Here is a 23556-nt window from a genome sequence, read left to right as displayed (position 1 = left end):
CCCTAACCCGTGAAGGGGTAGTTCCATGATGCCTGTCATTGAGGCGGATCGCGTAACCGCCGGGCAGTTGGCGAGCAACATTGAGGTGTTCGGGGGGCCGGAGCCGGGGGATTCGACGGTTCGGGTTGCGGTGCGGGTGTCGGCGCATTTGTCGTTCGCGGATCTGCTGGGTCTGCTGACGTTCGAGGGTGAGCTGACCTGGGGTGAGCTGGGTGATGACGCGGTGGTGCGGGAGTCGCTTCAGTACGCGGTGCTGAACACGACCCTGGACACGATGGAGTCCTACAGCCGTCGGGCGATGGCGGCTCTGCGGGGCGAGCCGAAGCCGGGCGACGCGGGCGACCCGAACATCGTGCGGTTCGTGCGTGCTGTCGCTGTGGCGGTGACCCGGGCGTTCGGTGTGGCGGAGCCCGAGGGGTCCCGCAGGCTCTGCGGTGGCCCGGTGGGGCAGGTTCTGGAAGCGCTCAGCATGGCTGATTGCGAGACCTGGTAATGACGACCATCGCAACCACCGTGCGCCCCGAGCAGCCGTATCAGCTCCGGTCGGCGGATACCCCGTTGGGTCAGGCCCGGGTGGCCCGGGGCTGGTCTCAGGAGAAGACGGTCCGCGCGCTGATCCTGCTGGCCCGCTCGTGGGGCTGGCAGGTGGCTTCCGAGCCGTCGCTGAAGGTGCAGCTCTCGTGCTGGGAGCACGGCCGCAGGCGGCCCAACGAGTCCTACCGGCTGCTGCTGTGCACGGTCTACCGGGCTACCGCCGGGGAGCTGGGGTTCGACCGGCTGTCGGGGGAGGCGTCGGTGAAGACGCTCCGGGAGCGGATCAGCGACCTGGAACGCCTGGTGGAGTCCCTGACCCTCACCACGGCCAGTGCCGGGGAGGTGTCGGCATGAGCACGGCTCTGGATGCCCTGTACGGGCAGGTGACGCCCCCGGCCGCTCCGGTGTTCTGCCTGGCCGAACACGACCGGCGGCGGGGCGGGGAGGACTTCCCCACGGTCCCCGTCGGGGGCCTGGAACTCGACATGAACGAGACGGCCGCCGCCCTGTTCGAGCTGCTGGCCGACGAAGGCGCCCACCCAGTGCCGTCCACGGACGCCCTGTACGCCACCCTGAAGACCGCTGTCGCGGCCCTCGGACCGGCAGGGATCGCGGAAGCCTCCGGGGTGTTCGCGGGACTGCCGGAGGACGAGTTCCCCGAGGTGGCGGCCTGCCGCCGCTTCGCCTACCGGCTGGTGGTCTCCTTCTGGTACGAGGGGGCCCGCTCCCGCTCGATGAGCCTGGGCGAAGCGGGGGTGGCCCTGTACCTGTCGTCCCTGCACCGCTACCGCCAGGCCGAGTTCCACCAGCTCCCACGTCGGTCCCTGATGGTCTCCCGCGCCCTGCACGAGGGGATGACGGCCGTGCCGACCGAGACGCTGATCCGGCTGGGTGCGTTCATGGCGGCCGAACTCGGCGGCCCGGCGACCGACCGGCAGCGCGATGCGGAGTGGCTGTACAAGCAGGCGCTGCCGGACTACCACCGCCGCCGCTTCTGCTTCGACCTCCTGCGCGCCGTCAGCCCCAAGGCACAGCCACTGCCGCTGATCGTCCGCCCCGACACCGGCGGACACCTCATCGGCCTGACCCCGCCGGCGGGCCCGGACGGGATGCGGCTGCGCTCCATGCGGGCGGAGTGGTGACCATGAGCCACCGCCACCTCAACGCCCCCCGACGCCGACAGCGCAAACGCCAGCTCGCCGCCCGCGACGGCGCCCGCTGCGCCTACTGCCGCCGCTCGTTCGCCGGTCTCCGCGAGGCGACCCTCGATCACGTCGTGCCCGTGTCGTTGCTGCGGACGTGGTCGGCCGGGGCGCTCGTGCTCGCCTGCCGACCCTGCAACCAGACCAAGGCCGACCGGCTCCCGCTGTCGATGGCGCTGCTGATCGTCTGGACGTACGGCTCCGACGTGCGTGACGAGTCGCGTCACGCCCCCCGTCACACCGACCCGACTGGCCCGGAGTTCATGCCCGACCGATCGGTGTTCATGGCCGACTCGATCGTGTTCACGGACCCCGGCGAGTCGGGCCGACCGGCCTCGATCGCGTTCGGTCCGGGGGAGGTCGACTGGCTGTTGCTGGCCCGGCTTGTTCACGCCCGGGTGGTCGGTGAACGGTCTACCCCTGACCAGACAAAACGTCACGTACCGGATCGCCGTGCGGTGCGGGTAGGCAGGCTCGCCCACCTCCGCCGTACTGCCCGGCTGAACACCTGTGAACCTGCGACCGATCGAGGGGTGGGCGCGTGAACACCGACCTGAACCACGTGAACGGCCACCCCCGACCGGCCCCGACGGTCGGCCCCGAGACCCCGACCGATCGACCGCCCGTGAACACCGATCGGCCCGGCATGAACGCCGACCGGTCGGGCGGGAAGTCGGGGGGCGACGGGGGCAAGAAGCCGTCGGCCGCTAGCCGTCTGGTGGCCTTGGCGCGGGAGCGGTACCGGTTCGTGATGTCGACCGATGCCCGCCCCTATGCGGTGGCGATCGACGGCCCGAACCTCGCGCTCCCGCTGCGGGGCAAGACCGGGGTGCGGCAGCGGCTGGCCCGCCTGTACGCCGACACCTTCGAGGGGGAGGTGGCCTCCCAGTCGGCGCTGGCCGACGCCATGACGGTGCTAGAGGGCCTGGCGGAGGACGACGACCCGGTGCCGGTGCATCTGCGGGTCGGCTCCACCCCGGACGGGCGGATCGTGGTGGACCTCGGTGCGGCCGACGGGCGGGCGGTCGTCGTCGCCCCGAACCACTGGGAGGTGGTGGACCGCTCCCCGGTGCTCTTCCGCCGCTCCGGGGCCATGGCACCCATGCCCGAACCCGCCAGGGCCCCGGGCGGCCTGGACCGTTTCCACGCCCTGCTGAACATGGACCGGCCCGCGTTCCGGCACCTGGTGGCGTGGATGGCGGCGGCCTGGCTCCCGGACATTCCCCACCCCATCCTCACCTGCAAGGGCGAACAGGGCACGGGCAAGTCGATGACCGCGCAGATGGCCATCAACCTGGTGGACCCGTCCCCGGCCGCCCGCCGGAGCCAGCCACGGGACGAGAAGGCGTGGTCCCGGCAGGCGTTCACGTCGTGGGCGCTGTGCCTGGACAACATCAGCACCATCCCCCGCTGGCTGTCCGACACCCTGTGCAAGGCCGTCACCGGTGACGGAGTGGTCGACCGGGCCCTGTTCACCGACGACGACGTGGTCGTCCTCTCCTACCGGCGCGTGCTCGCCATGACCACCATCGACGCCGGAGCTCTCGCCGGAGACCTGGCCGAACGCGTCCTCATGGTCGAACTCCAGCTCATCGACGGCACCCGGCGCCGCTCGGAGGAAGAACTCCACACCGAGTTCGAGGCCGCACGCCCCGCGGTACTGGCCGCGCTGCTGGATCTGCTGGCCGGGGTCCTGGCGGTGCTGCCGTCGGTGCGTCTGGACTCCATGCCCCGCATGGCCGACTTCGCCCGCGTCCTCGCGGCCGTGGACCAGGTCACCGGATGGCAGACGCTGCCCGACTACCTGGCCGCGTCCTCCAACGTCGCCAGCGACGCCCTGGAAGGCGACCCGTTCGGCTCCGCCGTGGCCACCCTGGTGGAACAGGCCGGGACCTGGACCGGGACCGCCGCCCAACTCCTCGAACAAGTCCAACCACCTTACGGGGCAAAGCCGTTGGACTGGCCCAAGGACGCAACCCGGGCCTCCGGAAGAGTCAAGCGCCTCGCCCCGCTCCTGCGGTCCGTCGGGATCACCGTGGACGACACGCAACGTAGCCGGGACCGGACCCGCCACAAGCTCATCGTCCTCACCCGAACCGACCCCGACGATGTGCCAGCGTCCGCACCCTCCGAACCCGACCCGGCGGGTCTCTGGCCGGAGGAACCACCGCCGGAGCCTGAGGCTTACCGGCCTGACCTCTACTGACGCGACCGGAACCCTTCCGGGCCGGGCCCCCACCACCGGGGCCCGGACGCGCCACCACTGCGGACGCTAAAGCCGTCCAGCGTCCGCAGCGTCCGCTCTAGCGTCCCCACCCCTCACCCCAACTGACCTGCACAAACGCAGGGGTGCGGACGCTGGAACGCTGCGGACGCTGATTTGCACCATATCTCTAGGACGGCACCACCACACCACCCTCCACGCACCGCCAACGGATACGAGGAGTCACCATCACCATGCCGCCCGACCCCCGAAACGACCCCCGCACCGTTCTGCGGGCCGGTCTCCCCGACCGCTACCTCACCCCCGAAGACCTGGTCACCATGTTCAACCTGCCGAGCGTCGAGACCGTCTACGCCTGGCGCCGCAAGCAGATCGGCCCGCCCGGCTTCCGCGTCGGCCGCTACCTCCGCTACGACCCCGCCGCTGTCCAGGCCTGGATCGAGCACCAGGCCACCACCGACGCAGCCTGACACCCATCTGACGCCCGACACCGTCAACGGGCGCGTGACACCCAAACCCCTAGGCGGGAGCGGGTGTCACACCCCCTGACACCCCGACCTGACACCTCCTGACACCCCGGGGGTAGAGCCCACCCCCACTACCCCGTGGGGCACAGGCACCCCCGCCCCACGGTCGCCGCACAGCCCGCCGGGAGCCCTCGCGAGTAGCGGGGGCCCTTTACCCCGGTAAAGGGCCCGGTAGAGGCCCCCGACCTGCGAGGTAAGGCCGGTAAAGGGGGCGTCGGCCCCCTGCCGCACCCCGGGAATCCAGGGAGGCGGGCAGGGAGCCGCCAGGGAGGCAGGGAGAACTCCCTCACCGCCTCCCTCACCCCAACTCCCCAACCCCACCTGCACAAACACCCTTCCAGGGAGGCAGGGAGGCGCCCCCAGCAACACCCCCGAGACCCCCTCAGGAAGACACCCGAGACCCCCTGTCTCAGCCTCCCTGAGCCCCTCAGCGGGGGCGCTAGACCTAGCACCCCGCGCCGCTAGGTCTAGCACCCCCGCTAGCACCCCGAACCCCCGCCGACCAGGCCCCTAGCACCTAGCGGGCCCGGCCCAGCGCACCCCGAAACCGGCCCCACGGGGCACCACCGGCTACTGCCGCGCCCTGCTATCGAGAAGGGAGTCAGCCCTCACCATGGCTGGCTACGTTCAAGACCGTTGGTTCAAGGAAGAGAAGACCCCGGAGGGCAAGACTGTCCGCGTCAAGACCAACCGCCACGGCCTCGGTATGCGTTACCGGGCTCGCTACTTCGGCCCGGATGGCAGCGAGAAGTCCGAGAGCTTCCCGGACCGCCAGAAGGGGCGGGCCGACAAGTGGCTGTCGCGTATCGAAGCCGACATGGACACGGGCAACTATGTCGACCCGAAAGCCGGGCTGATCACTTTCGGGGAGTACGCCGAAAAGTACCTGGGCGGGTTGACCGGTGACCAGGTCAGCCAGGAGGTCGTGCGCAGGCGTATTCGGCTCCATGCGGTGCCCTATCTGCGGACGCGTCCGATGGGGTCGTTCAAGCCTGAGCACGTGCGCGCGTGGCTGAACAAGCTTCAGTTGGCAGTGCCGAACGGCACGTACCGCCGTGCCATTTACGACTCGGTGTCGGCACTGTTCAACGCTGCGGTGGACGACAAGGTACTGACGGCGAACCCGTGTCATGCCCAGTCGGTCAAGGCCCCGGTGCCCGAAGACCGGCTGATCGTGCCCTGGCCCGAAGAGCGAGTGGTGGCCGTTCGTGCGGGGCTGCCCCGACGTTACGAGGCCACCGTGGACGCTGGCGGGGGCTGCGGGCTGCGGGCTGCGGCAGGGTGAGGTGTTCGGGCTGGCCGAGGACAACGTCGACTTCGCCACGGGGTGGGTGCACGTCCGCCAGCAAATCAAGCGCGTAGGCGGGGCCCTGGTCTTCGCGCCGCCCAAGCGCGGCAAGCTCCGTGACGCGCCGCTCAGCCCCGTGGTGGGGGCAGGCTTGCAGGAACACATGGAGCTGTTCCCGCCCGTGCCCGTCACGCTGCCCTGGAAGACCCCGGACGGCCCGTTGGTGACGTTGAAGCTGGTGTTCACCAGCGGTGTGGGCAAGGCGATCTGGCGAAGCTACTTCGATGACTTCGTGTGGAAGCCCGCTCTCGCCCATGCGGGCGTCATCCCGCCCAGGGTGCCGGGGCAGCGGCGCTATGCCGCCGCCCCGGACGACGGGATGCACGCGCTACGGCACTTCTACGCCTCGGTGGTTCTGGAGGCCGGGGGGAGCATCAAGGCCCTGAGCGTCTACCTTGGGCATTCGGACCCGGGTTTCACGCTGAGGATCTACACCCATCTCCTGCCAAGCAGCGAGGAGAAAGCGCGGGCGGCCGTGTCGTCAGTGTTCCAGCGCATCCACCCGTTGGAGCTCCCGGAAGCGGCCTGAGGGACCGCTACCGGCCCACAACCGGCCCACGGCCTCGAACCGGCCCCTGCCCGGCGGTCCCACCGCTGGTCAGGGGCCCTTTTGTACTCAGGGACCGCAAGACACACCCCATCTTGCCTGACGTCCATCCCCGGACGGAAACCCGTCCGGGGATCGGTCGGCGCACGCCCGTCACGGACGCGCACCGGCCGTCACTCACCGTGCTGCTGGGCCGCTTCCTTGCGGCGCATGACGAACAGGGCGCCGCCGCCGATGACGAGGAAGCCGATCGCGAGGGCCGCGATCATCGGGGTGGTGCTGGAGCCGCCGGTCGCGGCGAGGTCTCCCTCCAGGCCGGAGGTGGTGGTGCCGGTCGAGGCGGGAACGGACTGTTGGGCGCTACGGGTGCCGAGCCCGGCCTCGTCGGCCTGCGGGGTCTCCTCGGCGGCGGTGACCACGCTGCCGCTGGTGGCGCAGTCCAGCACCCCGGTGAAGTTCTTCCGGAGGCCGCCGGGGCCGGTGATGGTGAAGTCGTACGCCTGGTCCTCGGCGACCGGGATCGTCACCGTCCTGGTGGCTCCGGCGGCGACGGTGTGCTCGTAGCCGCCGAGCTCGAAGGTGAAGGGCTCGTCGCCCTGGTTGGCCGCGGTGATGTCCACGCCGCCCGCCGCGCAGTTCTTCCGGGCGGTGAGCGCCGGGGCGGGGCCCGTCTCGGCCCAGGTGGCGGTGGCCCGCGCGGAGACCGTGGACTCGCTGGAACCGGCCAGGATCTGGGTCTGGGTGCGGGTGGTGCCGGCGAAGGCCCGGCCGACCGGTACGGAGGTGGTGGTCTGGACGGTCAGCGAGGCGGAGCCGTCGGCGCTGCCCTCCGGCACGTCGAAGTAGAGCCGGGCGCCGTCGGCGGCGGAGGTGACCGGCTTCCCCTTCTCGTCCGTCACCATGATGCCGCTCGCCGCCGCGTCCACCGGGGGTGCCACGGAGACCTGGTCCGCGTCCGTACGGACGGTCACCGGGCCCAGCCGGTCCCCCGCCCGGCCGGAGACCGCCGCGGGCTCCAGGGTCAGGGAGGCACGGGGCTCGGCGATGTTGCGCGCGCGCTTCTGGAGCCAGTCGGCGAGCTTCTCCGCCTGCTTGTCCGACGCGGTGACATCCGCGTCGTCCGAGTAGCGCCAGATGGCGACCTGGGTGCCCGCGGCGGCCGTCCGCTCGGTGAGCGGCCCGGTGCCCGCCGCCTTCGCGAGCGCGGCGAGGTCGTCGACCTGGGGGTAGGAGTGCTGGAGGATCCAGCCGATCTTCCCGGCGTTCCGGTTGGCGCCGAGCGAGGTCTCGGCCCAGGGGGTCTCCAGGTACTTCGCCTGGTCCTGGGTGGGGTTGTGGAGGTCGATGCAGTACGTCTTGAGCTTGCCGCCGCCGTCGACGGTCATCTCGAAGAGCCCGGCGGGCAGCTCCTGCGTCCGGTCGGGGGCGCCGTTCTCCCCGGGCATGCGGAGCACGGCGGTGTCGAAGGTCTTCAGCCCGTCGAGCACCGCGGCGGCCCCGCCCTGGTGCCGGCCCGGCTCGTCGGCGACCGCCGTGCCCGTCCCCGCGAGGGTGGCCGCCGCCGTGACGAGACCGGAGAGCAGCAGCGCGGTGACGGGCCGGAGAGCGGCACGCACGCGTCTGTTCAGCCCGGTTCCGGTCAGGCCGGTCCCGGTATGCCCAGCTCCGGTATGCCCAGCTCCGGTCCGCCCGGCACCGTTCAGCCCGGCACCGTTCAGCCCCGCTCCGGTCCGTCCCGGTCCGTCGGCCTCCCCTGTGCGCGACGCTTCCCCGGTCATCCCGGTCATCCCGGTGGTCGCGGATCTGTCGCGTCGGGCGGGCACCGCCTGGGCGTCGGACGGCGAAGCGGACACTGAAGACGCAGAAAACACAGAATTCCCCTCCGGGCGAGACCCTCGCGCGTGGTGCGCGTGTGGGGAATGCCCCGCCAGCAGACTCAAGTGACCCATGAGCTCTGGGAATCCTAAGGACCGGGCGAACCACAGTCCCCCGTACTGCCCTCGGTCAACCATTCCGAATCGGAATCGTTATCGCCGGACCACCCTTCCTACCAGCCCTTTCAGGACACCCCCACCTTTTCCCGCACGGCCGGGCGCAGGTCCGCACCCCCTCCCGGGCCGTGGTCCGGGCGCCCACCCGGCACGCCGTCCGACCCCCCGTCAGGCCCGTTGCGCGACGGTGCCGTCACCACCGGTTCGGTCCGGACCACCCGACGGAACGCGGCGGTCCCCCGGCTCAGATCGTGGCCGACCGCGACCGCCTCGACGTCCACGAACGTCCTTCGCCCGCCGTCCCGTTCCTCCTCGCGCACCTTCAACCGGCCGTGCACGACGAGAGGTTCCCCGATGGCCACCGAACCGGCCAGATTGGCTGCCAGCGCCCGCCAGGCCCAGACCGTGTAGAAGCTGGTGGGCCCGTCCGTCCAGAGCTGCGTCTCGCGGTCCCGGCGGCGCGGGGTCACGGCGAAGCGGAAGCGCGCCATTCCTCCCGTGGCCGTCTCGCGGAACTCCACCGCCGTAGCGGCGTTTCCCACCAGCGTCACCATGGTCTCGTTCATATTCCGCCCCCGCTTTCCGTCGTTCGCCCTGTCCTGCGTCCTGCGTCCTGCCATGTCATGCGTCGTGCGTCCTGCACTGACTTCAGGGTGGACTGCGGAAGCGGATCCCGCCGGGGCCTGTGGACTACTGGCCGGTTGTGGAAAACTCCGTCACCGCCACGTACCGCTCGCGCACCTCCCGGTAGCGCGCGAGTTCGGCCGAGACCGGGTCCAGGACCCTGGCCCGGCCGCACCCGGCCGCCGCCTCGCGCAGCCGGCGTTCGGCGTCCTGCCCGTAGCGCCGGGCGGGCCCGCGGATCGCCGCCGCGCAGGACCACTCCACCAGCGGCCCGCCGACGACTCCGGCCAGCATGATCAGGGCGGGGGTGACGAGGCCCGGCTCCAGGACGCCCACGATCTGGCCGAGCAGCCACAGGCCGCCGAAGACCTGGAGCAGCGTCATGGAGACCTGGGCCAGTACGGCGGCGGGCCACCACTTCGGTCGGGGCGGCTTGGCCGGACGCCCGCCGAGCGCCACCCCGCCCGGAGCTGTGCCCGAAGCCGCGCCCGACGTCTTGGACGAAGACCTGCCCGAACCCTTCGAGCCGCCCGTCGTGCCCCCCGCCCCCGCCTTCGCCGCCAGCTCGTCCAGCGCCTCCGGCAGCCCCTTCGCCCCGGTGAACGCCGCCTCGCGCACCGCCTGTGCCCAGGGTGCGGGCAGCCCGTCGGCCGCGTCGTCCGCCACGATCCGGACCGCCTGCTCCACCCGCTGCCGGGCCGTCAGCTCCTCCTCCGGCGGGGCGAGCGCCTGGCCCATCCGGTCCAGGCTGCCCGGCAGCCCCCGGGACTCGTACCAGCGCCACAGCCGCAGCCACGGCGTCCCGCAGGCGCGCCCCGCGTTCCGGCGCCACTCCCGCTCGGCGGCCTGCCCCGCGGCGGCCGCCCCGACCGCCTCGGCCAGCCGGTCGGTGAACTCCTCCCGGGCCCGCTCCCCCAGTCCCGGCCGCCCCTCCGCCACGTACACGGGCCGCAGCCGCGCCGCCGCCGCGTCCACATCGGCGGAGAGCCGGCGGGTGGCCGCCGTACGGTCCTGGACGAACCGGCCGACCATCTCCCGCAGTTCGGGCACCCCGTCGCCGGTCAGCGCGGACAGGGACATGACGGTGGCGCCGGGCTCGCCGTGCTCGCCGAGCGCCATGCCGTCCTCGTCCAGAAGACGGCGCAGATCGTCGAGGACCAGGTCGGCCGCCTCGCCGGGCAGCCGGTCGATCTGGTTGAGGACGACGAAGGTGACCTCCGCGTGCCCGGCCAGCGGGCGCAGGTAGCGCTCGTGGAGGGCGGCGTCGGCGTACTTCTCCGGGTCGACCACCCAGATCACCGCGTCGACCAGCGCCAGCACCCGGTCCACCTGGTCCCGGTGGGCGGTCGCGGCGGAGTCGTGGTCGGGCAGGTCGACCAGGACGAGCCCCTGGAACGCCTCGTCGAAGGCGGCGGGCCCCGGGTGCGGCCTGCGGCGGAGGCGGCCGGGAATCGCGAGGCGGTCCAGCAGCCCGGCGGCCCCGTCGGTCCAGCTGCACGCGATGGGCTGGGAGGTGGTGGGGCGGCGCAGCCCGGTGTCGGAGATCGGGGCCCCGGCCAGGGCGTTGAACAGGGTCGACTTGCCGCTCCCGGTGGCCCCCGCGATGGCGACGACCGTGTGCCGCGAGGAGAGCCGCTGCCGGGCCGCCGCCTCGTCCAGCACGCGTCCCGCCTCGGCGAGGGTGTCCCGGTCGAGCCGGGCGCGGGAGAGGCCGATGAGCTCGCGCAGGGCGTCGAGCCGGGTCGGCAGGGGGCCACCGGAGGGGCCGTACGCGTCGACCTGGGGCCCTACGTCGTCCTCGTCCGCCGGGTCGTCCCTGTCCGGACCCGAACCCGAACCCGCGTCCGTACGGGAGTCAGCACCGCGCGAACCGGCCGTCGTACGGGCATCCACCGCGGCCGCCCGCCGCGCGATGAGCCCGTCGTCCCAGCGCCCGCCGTCCGCCCCCTCCTTCTCCCGCCCCCCGGCCGACTCCGCCGTACCGTTGCCCGGGTCCTCGTCCGTGACGGCAGTCATCGCTGCCACCTCTCCTTCTGCAGTACGGAAAGCGCGGCGATCAGTTCGGCCTGCGGTTCGGGGGCGACGTCGAGCGCGTCGAGCGGGGCGAGGCGGCGGTCGCGTTCGCCGCCGAGGACCTGGTCCAGATAGGTCGTCAGCAGTTCGCCGCCCTTGTCACGCAGGCGCAGCGCGCCCTGGGCGCCGATGCGTTCGGCGAGCTGCTCCCCCGCTGTACGGGCCCGCCGCCCGCCGAGCAGGGCCGCCGCGAGCAGGGCGGCGACGGTCTCGGGGTCGGGCGCCACGCTGCGTTCGAGCTGCCGCACCTCCTCCTCGGCCAGCTCCTCCAGGACCCGCCGCCACCGCCGTACGGCCACGGCGATCCGGCCCTCCACGTCCTCGGCGGGCCCCCACCCTCCGGCCTCCCGGACGGCGCCCTCGAACCGGAACACCCCGGCGGCGGGCTCGCGGCTCCACTTCGTACGGATCTGCTCGTCGGCGGCGGACACGGAGCAGAGGAGGAGGGCGATCAGGCTGTCCACCAGGGCGTCGAGGAGTTCGCCGGGCACGCTGTAGAGGGGGTAGCCGCGCCACCGGGTGCGCGCGTCCCCGGAGAGGACCGCCCCGCTCCGGAGCCTGCGCCGAATCCGGTCGGCCTCCTTGCCGTACGCGTCCTCGACCACTCCGGTGAGCCGTACGGACGCCGCGTACTGCTTGGCGACGGCCGAGGCCAGCTCGGGCATCCGTACGTTGAGCGATTCGATGAGCCCGGACGCGGTACGCCCCACCGCCTGCTGCCGGGCGGCGGGGTCCTGGGCCCGGTGGGTGAGCCAGGCGCGGAGGGGAGCGACGGCGGTGGTGGGGAGCAGCCCGCTGCCGCCGCCCGCCGACTCGGGGAGCTCGGGGATGGTGAACCGGGGTACGTCCCCGAGTCCGGCGCGGGTCAGGAGCGCCGCGTACTGCCGGGAGACCTCGGCGATCACCTGGTGGGGCACCCGGTCCAGGACGGTGACGAGGGCCGCGTCGTACTCCTTCGCGGTACGCAGCAGATGCCAGGGCACCGCGTCGGCGTACCGGGAGGCGGTGGTGACCATGACCCAGACGTCGGCGGCGCAGATGAGTTCGGCGGCCAGGACCCGGTTGCGTACGACGAGGGAGTCGATGTCGGGGGCGTCGAGGATCGCGAGCCCCCGGGGGAGGCTGACGGCGGTCTCCACCCGCAGCACGTTCCCCTCGTCGTCCGCGCCCGCGCCGAGGTCGTCGAGCCCGTCCGGGTCCCGGGCCTGACCCGGCGGCAGCCAGATGCGGGTGAGCTGCGGCAGCACCCGTACGCCGGCGAACCAGTGGTGGTCGTCGGGGTGGCAGACCAGCACCGGGGTGCGGGTGGTGGGCCGCAGCACCCCGGCCTCGCTGACCCGGCACCCCACGAGCGAGTTGACCAGCGTGGACTTCCCGGCTCCGGTGGACCCGCCGATCACGGCGAGCAGCGGGGCCTCGGGGTCCTTGAGGCGGGGCAGGAGGTAGTCGTCGAGCTGGGCGAGGAGTTCGACCCTGGTCTGCCGGGCGCGTTCGGCCCCCGGCAGGGGGAGTGGAAGACGCACGGCGGCGACACGGTCGCGCAGGGCGGAAAGTGCGTCGATGAGCTGAGGCCGTACGTCCATGGTCACCACATGCGAAGAATGCCCAATTTTAGAGCCTTTTTGAAGCGTATAGGCCCTTCTGCGCGGCGGTTCCACCCTCCAGACAGACTCCGGACGAAGTCGGGACAGAGGGGACGAGTGGGGCGCAGGCATAACGAGTGCACAACGCCCGGGCCGCAGGGCGCGAAAAGCGGTGCAGGAATCGCACCTACCTGCGATTATCGGTTCGCTTCACCGAACCTCCACATCGTGCCACGCAGGTGAAGCAACCGGGTCCAGGCGATCGGAGCCCTATCCTTGTCCCGGCACGGCCCACGGAACCACCCGATCAGGGCTCCCGGCCCCCGTAGCTCAGTGGATAGAGCAGGCGCCTTCTAAGCGCTTGGCCGCAGGTTCGAGTCCTGCCGGGGGCGCACGTTTTTGCAGGTCAGAGGCTATTTAAGCCCTCCGCAAGATCACTTGCGGAGGGCTTTTTCGTTGCCCTGGAGGGCGTTTTGCTCCGTTTTCTACCCCCATTTTGGGCTCCCCGTCCCACATACGTCCCCCACTTCGAGGGATATTCCACGGTCAGCCTCCAGCCGCGAGAGAGTAACGCCTGGTCAGAGCCGTTCTGATGGTCCATCGGGCACACACAGAGCGAGCGTCAAAGCGGCGCCTGCTCTGTTCGTGGCCGCTGCCTCAGGCTGCTCCGTCGGCGCTCCCCGACGTGGCACGCCACCGAACCAAGCAGATCGCGGAGCCAGCGGCTGTGCATCGGCCGCTTACCCGGAGTACGGCTTCGGCCCAGGGCCCCGCCGGAGACGAGCCTCACCCCTCGTCGTCTCCCGCTTCGGGTTCCGTGGTCAGCCCCGCCGCGTCCATGAGGTCCGGGTCCGAATCGTTGTCCGTCGTGCTCCCCTGCTCCTGCTCCACAGTTGGCCCCGCCGTCGCTCCTGTTGAAGCCTCATCACTCTGCACAAGCATCGGGAGGACGTATGCCTGAGCCAGTCCGGCCAGGTGAAGCGGGAGCGGCAGGGACAGCGCCGCCGCATAGTCCGGTGCCTGGCGCAGTTGGTGTACGGCGAGGGCCAGCGCCTCGGCATCGTCCGGCTTTCCCAGGGCAAGGGCGCCCGCGTCGTTGTTCGCGTGGCAGCCGAGCACCGCAATCTCGAGCAAGGTCGGGTTCCAGGCGCTGGTGCCCGCCTGCGAGGTGAGGTTGCCCGCGGCGTTGACCCTGGTGGCCAGGCGGTCGAGGGCGGGCGACACAGCGTGGGTACCGGGGCGCTCCGTGGTGCTGTAGAAGATCCGGTCCCTTGACGAGGCCCCGCCCTGCGACGGGGTGGTCTGGGCCCAGAAGCCGGCCGGCTGGCCGTGCGGCTTACCGGGGTCCGCAAGGCCCCACCATTGCGCGGACTCCCGCCCTCCGCATCCTCGGACGCGCACGAGGCGGAGTTCGTCGTCGAGCTGGCCCGCGGGGGCGTGGCCCGTCCGGATCAGATCCCGCTCGATCCGGCCGTCCTGCAGCCACGGCCAGTGCAGCCTGCTGTTCTGCGCGTGCGTGATCAGCGCGGTGGGCTGACCGCGCAGCGAGTGCAGGACACGCTGGAGGAAGGCCGCGGTCTCCTTGCGCTGCTGGGCGAGGTTGGTACGCCACTGCTTACCCGTTACCCGGGGAGCACTCGGTTGCGGGCCGTCGCCTTGCGGGTCGGGCTCCGCACATGCCTCGGGATCGATCTCGGCCTGTTTCACCAGGCCGAGGAGGAAGCGTGGATAGGGCACCCACTCCCCAGCGGCGTCGTCCCAGCCTCGTACGGCAGCCTGTCCCGTCGCGTGCGGCAGCGGGGTGGCCAGGACGGCCACGGGCAGGTGCTTGGGCAGGCGGGTCGGGCCGTCCTTGCGGCGCTTCACCATCCACACTGCGGCGTACTGAAGCCCCTCGGGCAGATCGTCGTCGAGGGTGTGCTGCGGCAGTACGCGGACGCCGAGCTGGCGCAGCCCATCGAGCCAGGAGCTGTGGGTGCGATGCCCGATGCTGTCCGCGTTGTCGATCTGCCGGTCGGTGGAGGGGGTCACGACGAACTGGGTCAGTACGCCCGCGTCGGCGCACCCCAGCCGCACGGCGAATTTGGGGTCCGTCGCCGACGGACGGAAGGTGCTGCGGTGGGCGATCTCCACCAGGGCGAGTTCGGGGCGGCCGGGGTCCGCGCCGTCCGCGCGCAGCCATGAGTCCAGGGCTTTTCGGCGCTCGACGATGGCCGTCGAGATGGCCGCTCCCTTGCCTTTGACGGCCGGGTCGGGCACCAGCCGGTCTCCGAGTCCGTCGGCCAGAGGCAGGCACCGCAGCCGCAGGACGAGTTCCTCCGTCCGCCATTCGAGGGCGACCGGTGCCCCGGGCCGGGCTTCGTCGAAGTCCCGATCCGTGATCGCGGCCGCAGAGGCACCACCGTCACCGTCAAGACCCAGGGCGTGCGCGAACTGGGCCACTGCTTCCTTGCGTACGTCTGGCGACTGCCACAGCAACCGGACCTCGACCAGCGGTGGACCACTGTGGTGCGGGGCCGGGTCGGCGATCCGTGCCTGTGCCGCGAGGTTCGCCCTGCGTGCCTGGGTCTCGCGCAGCAGCTCGGTCTTCTTGGCCTCGTCGGTCCTCGGTTTGGGCCGCCGATTCCCGGGAGCTCCGATGCCCTTACCGCGCCCCCGCTTCAGATCGGGAACCCGCACCACGGTCTCCGGAAGGGCCTGTTCGGCCCACTCGGTCAGCTGGGCTCGCTGGTTGGGCATGAAACCCGTGCCGATCTCGTGCTTCCCCATCCGGGTGCTGTGCACCACTGCGGCGCGGACCCCTCCCCCCTCGCCGATCCAGGAGCCCGGTTCGGTGAGAAGTTGTTCGGGGTCGGGGAAATGGCCGGCGAGGCTGAGTCCGCGCAGGATGCCGGCCGTGTCGTTCTCGGACCAGGCGAAGGTGTCCGCTGCCCGGTCCCGGCGCAGTCGGGCGAGTGCGTAGCGCTCGGTGGCCGGTGCTCCGGGGAGCCAGGGGATCGTGGGCCTCAAGTAGACCGTGGTGGCTTCGCGGTAGGAGAGGTTGAGGCGTTTGGTGGTGGCCCGCGGATGCGTCGCCCACCGCCGTACGCCCCAGTGCAGGTGCAGACGCGGCCTGGCGTCGAACGGCGCGGTGTGCAGGGAGATGTTGAGTACGACGGAGAACCACCACTCCTTACGCTTGACCGTCCGGCGTAGAGGCTGCGACATGAGCTCGGCCCCCTGGTCGCGAGGCCCGCGGGGTACAGCCCGAAAGCGCAGCTCTCCTCCTTCGAAGCGGTAGGGGTCGAGGGAGAGGACGCGGCGGGCCAACGCGTCGGTGGCGAGCTGGAACTGCCGGGGGTCAGGGGCGGCGGTCCCGCCGGGGGTGGCAGGGCCGGTGAGCAGTTCGACGCCGGTGACCGGCTGCCACTGGGGCAGGTTCCGCTTGAGGTCGGCGCTGCTCGCGAGGAGCAGCGAACGAAACTCGGGGTTCTGCCCCGCGTCACTGGGGCCGAGTGTGCGCAGCCATGCGTCCAGGAGCTGGCGCAGAGAGCGCTCCGGGAGGGGGTTGGTCGCCGAGGCGGGGACGTACATCCAGAAGTCATCGGCGGTCGGGGGGCGCTGCTCCGGCCCCGGCTCGACGGGGACACGGGGGCGGGGGCGCACGATCACGTCGGGTGCGAGGGTCTGCAGGACGCCGTCGAGCCGGCGCGTGGGCAGAGTCAGCTGCCTCTTCTCCTCGTCGCGCCCGTGGTTGTGCAGTTCGAGAAGGTCCGCGTGCCAGTGTTCGGGAAGGGCGAGGGCGCGGTAGTCCTCGGTCCAGGGGGCGCTGCCCTCGGCAAGGTGGTACGCGGATCGGCGGATGTGCTGGTACATGTCCGTTCTCCCTGCAATGTCGTCCGTGGTCGGTGGAGCGGCGTGTCTTCGACAGCCTTGGCAGCGGCGGCGTCCCGGTGTGTCAGTCGGTGCCTCTCGGCTCGGACGGAGCGCCAAGGCCGCACAGTGCTTCGTACAGCGGCCGGTAGAGCAGCTTGACGAGTTCGATGTCGGCAGGGTCGGGCCCTCCGGCAGTCCTCTCGGTGCCGCTGAAGTACGGGGCGAGGACGTCCCGGAGGCGTACCAGCAGTCCGGGGTCGTTGGTACGGGACCGCCTGCTCCTGCCCGCGACGGGTGCTTGTGCGGCGGCCAACCGCGGTGCGAAGGCGGCGTCGACGAACACGACGCGGGCCGGTACACCACCGCGGACGAGGCGGCCGATGACCTGCCAGAGGGTCACGAGCTGGTCCCAGACGAAGGACTCCTTCTCGTCGTCGGAGAGCGAGGAGTAGATGTAGGGACGGGACAGCACGTGCCGCCAGACCCGGCGGGCGACGGTGCGGAAGGTGCCGCCAGCCGCGTGGAGATCGTCGGCCTCCGCCACCAGATCACCGAATGTCGCCCCTTCGCTGGTCAGTTGACCTCGTACGAACCGGCTCGCCCAGTCGTTGATGGCGAAGACGGCCAGGGACAGGTCATCGGGACGAGGGTGGGGGCGGACCAGGAAGAACACGGTTCCGAACGCCGCCACCCTTTCCTCGCCGGGACGCTGAGGGGTGGTGAGGATGTTGTGCCCGCGCTCGACGGCGAGCAGGGGGGCGACGAGCAGTTCGGCGTCCGGGTCCTCGGCGAAGGAGGCGAGGTCACCGCGTCGCACCGCTCCGGTGCTCCGTGTCCGGCTTCCGGCCGGTGCCCTTCCGTCGATCGCGGTTTCGAGTTCCGCGTCGTCGGCGGCCAGGACACGGACCCGGCCGCGCCAGCGCGGGATCTCGTCCAGGGCCGTGGCAGCCACCCCGGCCTCCGCGTAACTGCCCACCAGAAGCAGGGCGCGCCTGCGACGCTGGTCGGGGATCTGTGCGAGTTCGCTCTGCAGCGGAGACGTGGTTCCGTCCCTGCGGGGACGGGCCAGCCGGTCGATCATCAGACGCAGCACGTCCTCGCGTTTGTCAGGGTCCTGCCCGGAGAGGCGAATCGGCTGCCCGGTCGCGTCGTAGAGGAACTCGGTGCGGAACACGGTGTCCCGGATGGACCGCAGTGCTTTGCTCTGCGGTTTCAGGACCGCGCGGACGGGAGCGAGGACATGGGCGCGGGTGGACGTGCCGGCCCAGCTGGTGCCGGACATCAGCAGAACGTGTGGACCGGGTTCGGCCCGGGAGGGATCGGCGCCGAGCTGGGGGAGGCCGAGGAGCAGTTCGCGGCCCACGCCCGCGCAGCGGAAGAAGCGCAGGGTTCCGGTGCGGCGTCCGTCCTTGTCGCGCGCGGCCGCCCTTTCGTCGATGAGGTACTGAAAACCGAGAACATTTCCCATGGGTGCCTCGGGCAGGAGAGGCGCGTAGTCGAGCGGTGGCCGGCGGGTCAGTTCGTGACTCGCCGCGTCGAGCCGCAGCGCCGCCTCCACCTGCGGCCACAGGAAGGTCACCCGGTCCAGACGCTGGTGCAACGCGGCAAGTACAAGGGTGAACTCCAGTCGCCGGGCGTTCAGTTCCCGCCACTCCTCGCTGAGCGGCACCTCCTCGCGCGCCGGTTCCCTGCCCTGACGGACGGGGTGCGGCGGTCGCTGCTGGGGCCCCGGCGCTCCGACGAGGAAGGAATCGAGGAGCGCGCGGACCCGGGCGCGCGTCCGCTTCTCGTCGAGGGTGTGCAGCACGTCGTGGGCGAGGGCGGTGAGTTCGTCGGCGGGCGTCAGATAGGGGCCCCGCCCGCCGAGCGGGTCGTCCCGGAACGTGTCGAAGAACCCGGTGATCTCACTGCGGCGGTGCGCCCAGGGCGTCTCCGGCTCAGGGAGATCCACCTCTTCTCCCGAGCCTTCCCCTGCGCCGTCGTCCTCGTCCTCGTACAGCGCGGTCTCGTCCTCGACGTCCGACGCCTCCGTGCCGTCCGGCCCCCGGACGGCACGGCCGGATCCCAGCGGGTACCAGGCGTTGAGCAGCTTCTCCTGAAGAGTCCATGCGCTGAAGTAATCGATCTGCGCCCAGTTCCGCAGCCCTTCGTCGTCGATGAGCATGGCGTACAACCGGTCCGCCGCGGTGCCCACGATGTCGAGGGCGGCGGACCACCGCTCCACGTCCTGGTCGGAGAGCGGCAGTCGTCCCTGCCGGGCGAGTTCGGCGATCTCGTGCGTCTGCAACTGGTCGAGCCAGGAATCGGAGACACCGGTGGTGACGAGGGTTGCCGACGGCGCGAACATCTGGTCCAGCTGCATCTGTACGCGGTCGGCCTCGTCAACGATCACGATGTCGCTGCGCAGGCAGGCCAGTTCCAGGTAGCGCAGGCGTTCGGCGTTGAGCTGGCGTGGAACAGCTGTCTGGACGAGGCTGGCGGGGTTCGCCACCCAGATCAGCGCGTCGACGAGGTCGCGCGCTGTGGAGTGCCGGGGACAGGCGCTCCACAGCGGGCAGGTGTGCGGGGTGCCCCATTCCTCCTCTTCCCCGCTGTCGCCCTCCGGGGTCTGCCGGCCGGCAGCGCCTCGGGCTCGTTCGAGTGCGCGCAGAGCGTTCTCGGCCGGCGCTTCGTCACCACCCTCGTCGGCCTCACCCTTGCGCACGGGATGCAGGCCGCCGCACGGTGCGTCGTTGTAGCGCAGTGGCTCCGATGTGTCGAGTGCGCGCAGCGCGTCCAGTGGGCAGGCGGTGCTGAGGTGTCGGAAGGCCGCGCCGGTGTGGGCGAGCAGTGAGTGCGCTCCGCGCGCGGCGAGTCTGCGGTGCAGCCGCTGGGTGTGCTGAGGCCGCGTGGTGCCACCCTGGATCAGGGCGGCCCTCAGGCCGAGTCCGCGGAAGAGCTCGGTCAGGGTGAGCTGCTCGGCCACGTCGCCGACGACGAGAGTGGTGCGCAGATCGTGGTGGTGCGCCCAAACGGCGAGCAGGGTCATCAAGGTCGATTTACCCGCGCCGACCATGCCGACGAGGTGGGTGAGCCGGTCCAGCGGCAGCGCGGAGGCCGACGTGAAGGCGGTTCCGTCGGGGGTACGGGTGTCGAGATCGAGGTCGTCGAGGCGCTGGGACCAGTTTCCCGCCGTGCGGCCGCGCCGCCGCTCCTCCTCTTCCATCCATCGTGCCACGTCGGCGAGTTCGTCGAGCGGCACCTCCAGCGGTCTCGCGGTGGCCGGGCGCCCGGCGGTGAGGGGGTGGCCCGGGAGGGGGTCCCGTACGAGGTCGGCCGGGATGGTGACGGAGGTACGCCGGTGGCGGCGGTCCATGAAGCGATGCTCGCCCGCCTCCGCCTGTTCCATCGGCTGGACGGCGAAGCCCGGCAGGCTCGCCAGGGCCTCGTCGTACACGGCGAAGCGGTCGGCGGCGACCTTGGGAGAGACCCGGTATGCCGCCTCCCCCGGCGCCGGGACACGGTACGCCCGCAGCCGTTCCGGCAGTTCCAGGTACGCGTCCAGGGACTGCCGCCACATCCGGCCGCGGCGCATCGGCCACAGCAGGTGCCGGGCGGCGGCCAGGGCAACCTGCTCAGCGGCGCCCACGGGCAGCTTCGCCGCGCGTGCGAAGGCGAGGCCGTAGCCGCCCAGGAGTGTCCACGCCCCGTCGGCGGCGTGGCCGGGTGCCACGGTCTCCATCAGCCGCAGGGCGAGCTCGACCTGGCAGAGCAGGGCGGGCCGGGTCCTGGCGTGCTCCTCGGGCCAGGGTCCGAGCGCGGCCACGACCGGCTGGTACCAACTGCTACGGTCACGCATCGTCCACTCCGTCCTCCTGCCCGGCGCACTCGGCCGGGGTCGTGGTGTCCATGGGGCGGTGTCCAGCGGCCCCTCGGGCGGAGCGCGGCGGTTCGTCCGCTTCGGCGCGCCGCGGACCGATAGAGGCGTCCGGTCCTCGGTCACCGGCCAGTCGCAGCCGGGCGGCCCGCACGAGTTGTCGATCCGTCAGAAGCCGGAGTCCGTCCGCCTCGGCGCGCCGCTCCTTGGCGTAGCTGTCGAGATAGTCGCGGCGTGCGCGGACCCTGAATTCCGGGACGACCCAGCACGCCTCGTCGTAGGGCGGTTCGGCCCGCACCGCGGTCGCACTGCGGCCGAGGAAGGCGGGATGTGCCCAGTCCTTGACGTCCACGGCCCACACATGACCGTCGGGGAAAATGGCCCGCACGTCGTACGAGTCGAAGTTGGGCCACATCTCGACGGTGAGCCCCAGCGCTCGCAGTTCGCTCTCCAGGGAGGTCTCGGCCTGGCCAGGCCCGGTGACGAACAGCCGTAGTGGTTTGCGCAGTTGGCGCAGCTCTCCGGTCTCCGCCGCCACGAGTGTCCGGCCGTGCGGCGCGGGGCCCTGGTGACGGCACTGGTCGCGCTCGCACCACCACTCGGTGGCGGACACCGGGTGCAGCAGGGTCAGGCAGCGGTGGCAGCACAGGTACGAGCCGTCGCGCCGGAACCCGGCGGGGACGGGAGCGTAGATCTCCTCGACGAGGAACCGGACCGGGTCGAGGAAGAGGTCGCAGGCGATCTCGGTCCAGTCGTCCTCCGTGACCACGGGCTGGGTGACCAGGAGGCGGCGGAAGGCCGTGTACGACTCGGGCGCGGACATCGCGCGGCAGACTCGCAGGGCCTCGTGGATGACCATGCGGTCGTACTGTCGCCCGGTGCTGTCGCCATGTCCGCGCACGGCAAGTTCGTGGCAGAGCTGGGAGGGTTCTGCCGAGCCCTCGTCGATCAGCCGGTCCGCGGCGTCGAACAGGTCGGTGGGCAGCTGGTCGAGAGGCCAGCTCATGAGCGGCCGGGCGCGTGCCCAGCGGACCATCTCGGGCACGCCGGCCGGCGGCGTGGCCCCGTTGCGCAGGCACTGGAGGGTCAAGGCGTCCAGGGCGCGCTGCGCGGCGGCCGGATAGGGCAGGGCGAAGGCATCGAGGTCGTCGACGGCCGCCAGGTGCAGGACGGCGGTGGCTACGTCCTTCAGAAGGACGACGTCCCGGTTGAACATCCAGTCCGGGGAAGCCTGCTGTTCAGTCATCGGACGCGGCACCTCCTCGCGGCGCCGGGTCGGCACTCGGCTCGGAGCCGTCGGCGGCAGAGGACGCATCGAGGCGGTGCGGAAGCGGGTGATCGGTGACGTAGGCGCTGCCGGGACGGCACCAGGTGCGCGCCAGGCAGCCGTGGCAGTGGCGCCCGGTCCTCGGTTCGTATGTGGTGTCCTCGATGAGCGGCTGGGCGAGAGAAGCGATGACATCTCTGGCCTCATCGACGGTCTCGGCGCGCCCGGGATCGACGCGTTCGAGCCTGCTCTCCCTGGGGCTCTCGCGCAGGTGCTCCAGCTCGACCCAGGAGCGGCGCGGGTCGTCGCCCACGGCCCCCGCGTGCAACAGCAGCACGCCGAGCGCCAGTTGCGGATATGTGCGCAGCAGTGAATCCCGCTCCCACAGAGGGCGGGAGGCGGTCTTCGTCTCGCGCCAGATCCACCGGCCACGATGGGTGTACACGAGATCGGGTACGGCGAGGACGACGACATCGAGTTCCGGAACGTAGGCCGTCACCCGATGCTGCACGAGGACGTGCTCGTCGGCGCCGAGTCCGTCGAGCGGGCACAGCAGCCGGTGCCCGGCCAGCATTCCGGCGGCTTCACGCGCGGACGCCTCGTCGAGACCGCTTTCGGACCGCAGCGCGTCCCGCTCGGGGGCCGCACGGTCCCGGCAGCCGCGCACCGGCTTTTCACTGTGGAGCGCATCCAGCCGGGAGTCGACGAACCTGCCACGCCGCGCCCCCTGGTTCTCGCCGGACAGGTTGTTGAGATGCAGATGCCTCACCAGGTGGTACTGGGCGGGGCATTCCGCGTACAGGCGCAGGTCCCAGGCGGAGACGGAACGCCGCTTGCGTGCGACAGACGCGGGCCGCCCTCCCCACAGACCCGGGGTGCGCTTCAGGTCCGTGCAACCGGCGATGGCCTTGCAGTCGACGCAGCTCTCGCCGGGCCTGGTGCCGGTCGCGGTCGCGGCGGAGAGGAAGGCCGGCACGGCGTCGTCCTCGAACCGCCCCTTCGCCTCGGCGGGCCCCTCACCGGACAACGGCGGCGCACCGAGCAGCGGTTCCATCGAGCCGTCGGTGCACCCGACGTCGAAGACGCGCACCAGGGTGGGTGGCCGGCTGGTACGGGTCGCCACGGCCGGGGGTTCGTCCCGCGCTCGGCGCCGGGGGGTGGATGCCCCATGGGCCATCACCTGTGCCACGGCTCCGAGTTCGGCGGCAGGGCGGCTGGTCTTGGCCCGGCCCAGCGAGGGCAGCCAGAGGTCGCGCACGGTCCCGTCGACGGAGGCGTACATGCGGCCCCACAGGGTGTGCTCGTACTGCCGGGCGCCGCGCGGATCGGGTGCGTCCAGTCGGCGGGTGCGCCACGTCCACGGCTGCTTGACCGCCAGGGTGGGCGGCAGCCCCGCTTCCGCGGCGGCGGCCTGCTCACGGGCGCGGGCCTCGACGTACCGCTCCAGGGCGTGCGCGGTCCACGCGAGATGTACGGGGTGGACCGGTGCGCCCCTGCCTCGGAACGGGCCACGGGTGTTCCGCAGCTCCTCGCGCACCTGCGCGACGGACTGACTGTCATGCTCCACACGGTCGAGCGCCGTGAAGAGCGGGCCGAATCCGAACTCCTCGTACGGCGTGGACAGGAACGGCACGGCCGGCTCGGCCACGAGCTGGGGCCGCATCGCGATGCGGCGGTGCGTGGGGCAGGCAGCGGCGTCGGGCCGAGCCATCCGGGGACTCGCCTTGATCAGCCAGTCGTCTCCGGCCACACCCGGTGGGTTCTGCATGGTGACCCCCGTTGCAGAGCGGCAAGGGCAAAGTGGACGTCCAGGACCAAGGGGCCTGGCAGGCGGTGAGCGGCACCTGGACGCCACCCAGCATGACACACGTCTGTGAACTGAGTCCATGAAGATCTAGCAACTCGGTCGCTTCACGCTAGTCTGT

16 protein-coding genes and 1 tRNA gene are annotated in these 23556 nt (G+C 71.6%); 9 read left to right on the top strand and 8 right to left on the bottom strand.

Annotation, left to right across the window (positions count from 1 at the left end; translation table 11 throughout):
* Positions 1-25: 25 nt before the first annotated feature.
* The 8 genes from ACFW9Z_RS31400 to ACFW9Z_RS31365 all read left to right on the top strand — a co-directional run bounded on the left by ACFW9Z_RS31400 (position 26) and on the right by ACFW9Z_RS31365 (position 6364).
* Positions 26-493, top strand: a complete 468-nt coding sequence (locus tag ACFW9Z_RS31400; RefSeq protein WP_384646039.1) for a hypothetical protein — start codon at positions 26-28, stop codon at positions 491-493.
* Positions 493-888 (top strand): XRE family transcriptional regulator, encoded by a 396-nt coding sequence (locus ACFW9Z_RS31395; RefSeq protein ID WP_384646038.1) that lies wholly within the window; start codon positions 493-495, stop codon positions 886-888. Before ACFW9Z_RS31400 ends, ACFW9Z_RS31395 begins: the two co-directional genes overlap by 1 nt.
* Positions 885-1676 (top strand): hypothetical protein, encoded by a 792-nt coding sequence (locus tag ACFW9Z_RS31390; RefSeq protein ID WP_384646036.1) that lies wholly within the window; start codon positions 885-887, stop codon positions 1674-1676. The genes ACFW9Z_RS31395 and ACFW9Z_RS31390 overlap by 4 nt, the downstream gene beginning before the upstream one ends.
* Positions 1677-1678: 2 nt before the next feature.
* Positions 1679-2281 (top strand): HNH endonuclease, encoded by a 603-nt coding sequence (locus ACFW9Z_RS31385; protein ID WP_384646034.1) that lies wholly within the window; start codon positions 1679-1681, stop codon positions 2279-2281.
* Positions 2278-3942, top strand: coding sequence for an ATP-binding protein (locus ACFW9Z_RS31380; protein ID WP_384646032.1), 1665 nt, complete (start codon positions 2278-2280; stop codon positions 3940-3942). Before ACFW9Z_RS31385 ends, ACFW9Z_RS31380 begins: the two co-directional genes overlap by 4 nt.
* Before the next feature lie 251 nt (positions 3943-4193).
* On the top strand, positions 4194-4430 hold the full coding sequence (locus ACFW9Z_RS31375; RefSeq protein ID WP_384646031.1) for a helix-turn-helix domain-containing protein: 237 nt from the start codon (positions 4194-4196) through the stop codon (positions 4428-4430).
* A gap of 670 nt (positions 4431-5100) precedes the next feature.
* Positions 5101-5772, top strand: a complete 672-nt coding sequence (locus tag ACFW9Z_RS31370; RefSeq protein ID WP_384646029.1) for a site-specific integrase — start codon at positions 5101-5103, stop codon at positions 5770-5772.
* Between the two features lies 1 nt (position 5773).
* Positions 5774-6364 carry a tyrosine-type recombinase/integrase gene (locus ACFW9Z_RS31365; protein WP_384646027.1) on the top strand — a complete coding sequence of 197 codons (591 nt, stop codon included), beginning with the start codon at positions 5774-5776 and terminating at the stop codon, positions 6362-6364.
* A gap of 191 nt (positions 6365-6555) precedes the next feature.
* Here the strand turns inward: ACFW9Z_RS31365 and ACFW9Z_RS31360 are convergent, their stop codons facing one another.
* The 4 genes from ACFW9Z_RS31360 to ACFW9Z_RS31345 all read right to left on the bottom strand — a co-directional run bounded on the left by ACFW9Z_RS31360 (position 6556) and on the right by ACFW9Z_RS31345 (position 12653).
* On the bottom strand, positions 6556-8025 hold the full coding sequence (locus tag ACFW9Z_RS31360; protein ID WP_384646061.1) for a Cys-Gln thioester bond-forming surface protein: 1470 nt from the start codon (positions 8023-8025) through the stop codon (positions 6556-6558).
* A 416-nt stretch (positions 8026-8441) separates the two neighbouring features.
* Entirely contained in the window at positions 8442-8939 is a 498-nt protein-coding gene (locus tag ACFW9Z_RS31355) for a single-stranded DNA-binding protein (protein ID WP_384646026.1), read from the bottom strand.
* A 124-nt stretch (positions 8940-9063) separates the two neighbouring features.
* Positions 9064-11013, bottom strand: a complete 1950-nt coding sequence (locus ACFW9Z_RS31350; protein WP_384646024.1) for a GTPase — start codon at positions 11011-11013, stop codon at positions 9064-9066.
* Positions 11010-12653: a dynamin family protein gene (locus ACFW9Z_RS31345; protein WP_384646023.1), complete on the bottom strand. Its 1644-nt coding sequence runs from the start codon at positions 12651-12653 to the stop codon at positions 11010-11012. Before ACFW9Z_RS31345 ends, ACFW9Z_RS31350 begins: the two co-directional genes overlap by 4 nt.
* A 319-nt stretch (positions 12654-12972) precedes the next feature.
* Between ACFW9Z_RS31345 and ACFW9Z_RS31340 the strand changes: the two genes are divergently transcribed.
* Positions 12973-13045 (top strand) — tRNA-Arg (locus tag ACFW9Z_RS31340).
* A 394-nt stretch (positions 13046-13439) separates the two neighbouring features.
* Here the strand turns inward: ACFW9Z_RS31340 and ACFW9Z_RS31335 are convergent.
* From ACFW9Z_RS31335 to ACFW9Z_RS31320, 4 genes are all read right to left on the bottom strand, one after another.
* Entirely contained in the window at positions 13440-16508 is a 3069-nt protein-coding gene (locus ACFW9Z_RS31335) for a pPIWI_RE module domain-containing protein (RefSeq protein ID WP_384646021.1), read from the bottom strand.
* An 82-nt stretch (positions 16509-16590) separates the two neighbouring features.
* On the bottom strand, positions 16591-20346 hold the full coding sequence (locus tag ACFW9Z_RS31330; RefSeq protein WP_384646020.1) for a hypothetical protein: 3756 nt from the start codon (positions 20344-20346) through the stop codon (positions 16591-16593).
* Positions 20339-21610 (bottom strand): HU-CCDC81 and SPOR domain-containing protein, encoded by a 1272-nt coding sequence (locus ACFW9Z_RS31325; protein ID WP_161283773.1) that lies wholly within the window; start codon positions 21608-21610, stop codon positions 20339-20341. Before ACFW9Z_RS31325 ends, ACFW9Z_RS31330 begins: the two co-directional genes overlap by 8 nt.
* Positions 21603-23399, bottom strand: a complete 1797-nt coding sequence (locus ACFW9Z_RS31320) for a PD-(D/E)XK nuclease family protein (protein WP_384646019.1) — start codon at positions 23397-23399, stop codon at positions 21603-21605. The genes ACFW9Z_RS31325 and ACFW9Z_RS31320 overlap by 8 nt, the downstream gene beginning before the upstream one ends.
* Positions 23400-23556 lie beyond the last annotated feature (157 nt).

Source organism: Streptomyces sp. NPDC059452 (genome assembly GCF_042750035.1).
GTDB lineage: Bacteria > Actinomycetota > Actinomycetes > Streptomycetales > Streptomycetaceae > Streptomyces.
This window is presented reverse-complemented; position numbering and strand designations above follow the sequence as displayed.

Bases quoted from the DNA above. Each gene is read 5' to 3' on its own strand.
- ACFW9Z_RS31400 (WP_384646039.1), top strand. From the start codon at position 26: ATGATGCCTGTCATTGAGGCGGATCGCGTAACCGCCGGGCAGTTGGCG.
- ACFW9Z_RS31395 (WP_384646038.1), top strand. From the start codon at position 493: ATGACGACCATCGCAACCACCGTGCGCCCCGAGCAGCCGTATCAGCTC.
- ACFW9Z_RS31390 (WP_384646036.1), top strand. From the start codon at position 885: ATGAGCACGGCTCTGGATGCCCTGTACGGGCAGGTGACGCCCCCGGCC.
- ACFW9Z_RS31385 (WP_384646034.1), top strand. From the start codon at position 1,679: ATGAGCCACCGCCACCTCAACGCCCCCCGACGCCGACAGCGCAAACGC.
- ACFW9Z_RS31375 (WP_384646031.1), top strand. From the start codon at position 4,194: ATGCCGCCCGACCCCCGAAACGACCCCCGCACCGTTCTGCGGGCCGGT.
- ACFW9Z_RS31370 (WP_384646029.1), top strand. From the start codon at position 5,101: ATGGCTGGCTACGTTCAAGACCGTTGGTTCAAGGAAGAGAAGACCCCG.
- ACFW9Z_RS31355 (WP_384646026.1), bottom strand. From the start codon at position 8,939: ATGAACGAGACCATGGTGACGCTGGTGGGAAACGCCGCTACGGCGGTG.
- ACFW9Z_RS31350 (WP_384646024.1), bottom strand. From the start codon at position 11,013: ATGACTGCCGTCACGGACGAGGACCCGGGCAACGGTACGGCGGAGTCG.
- ACFW9Z_RS31345 (WP_384646023.1), bottom strand. From the start codon at position 12,653: ATGGACGTACGGCCTCAGCTCATCGACGCACTTTCCGCCCTGCGCGAC.
- ACFW9Z_RS31335 (WP_384646021.1), bottom strand. From the start codon at position 16,508: ATGTACCAGCACATCCGCCGATCCGCGTACCACCTTGCCGAGGGCAGC.
- ACFW9Z_RS31330 (WP_384646020.1), bottom strand. From the start codon at position 20,346: ATGCGTGACCGTAGCAGTTGGTACCAGCCGGTCGTGGCCGCGCTCGGA.
- ACFW9Z_RS31325 (WP_161283773.1), bottom strand. From the start codon at position 21,610: ATGACTGAACAGCAGGCTTCCCCGGACTGGATGTTCAACCGGGACGTC.
- ACFW9Z_RS31320 (WP_384646019.1), bottom strand. From the start codon at position 23,399: ATGCAGAACCCACCGGGTGTGGCCGGAGACGACTGGCTGATCAAGGCG.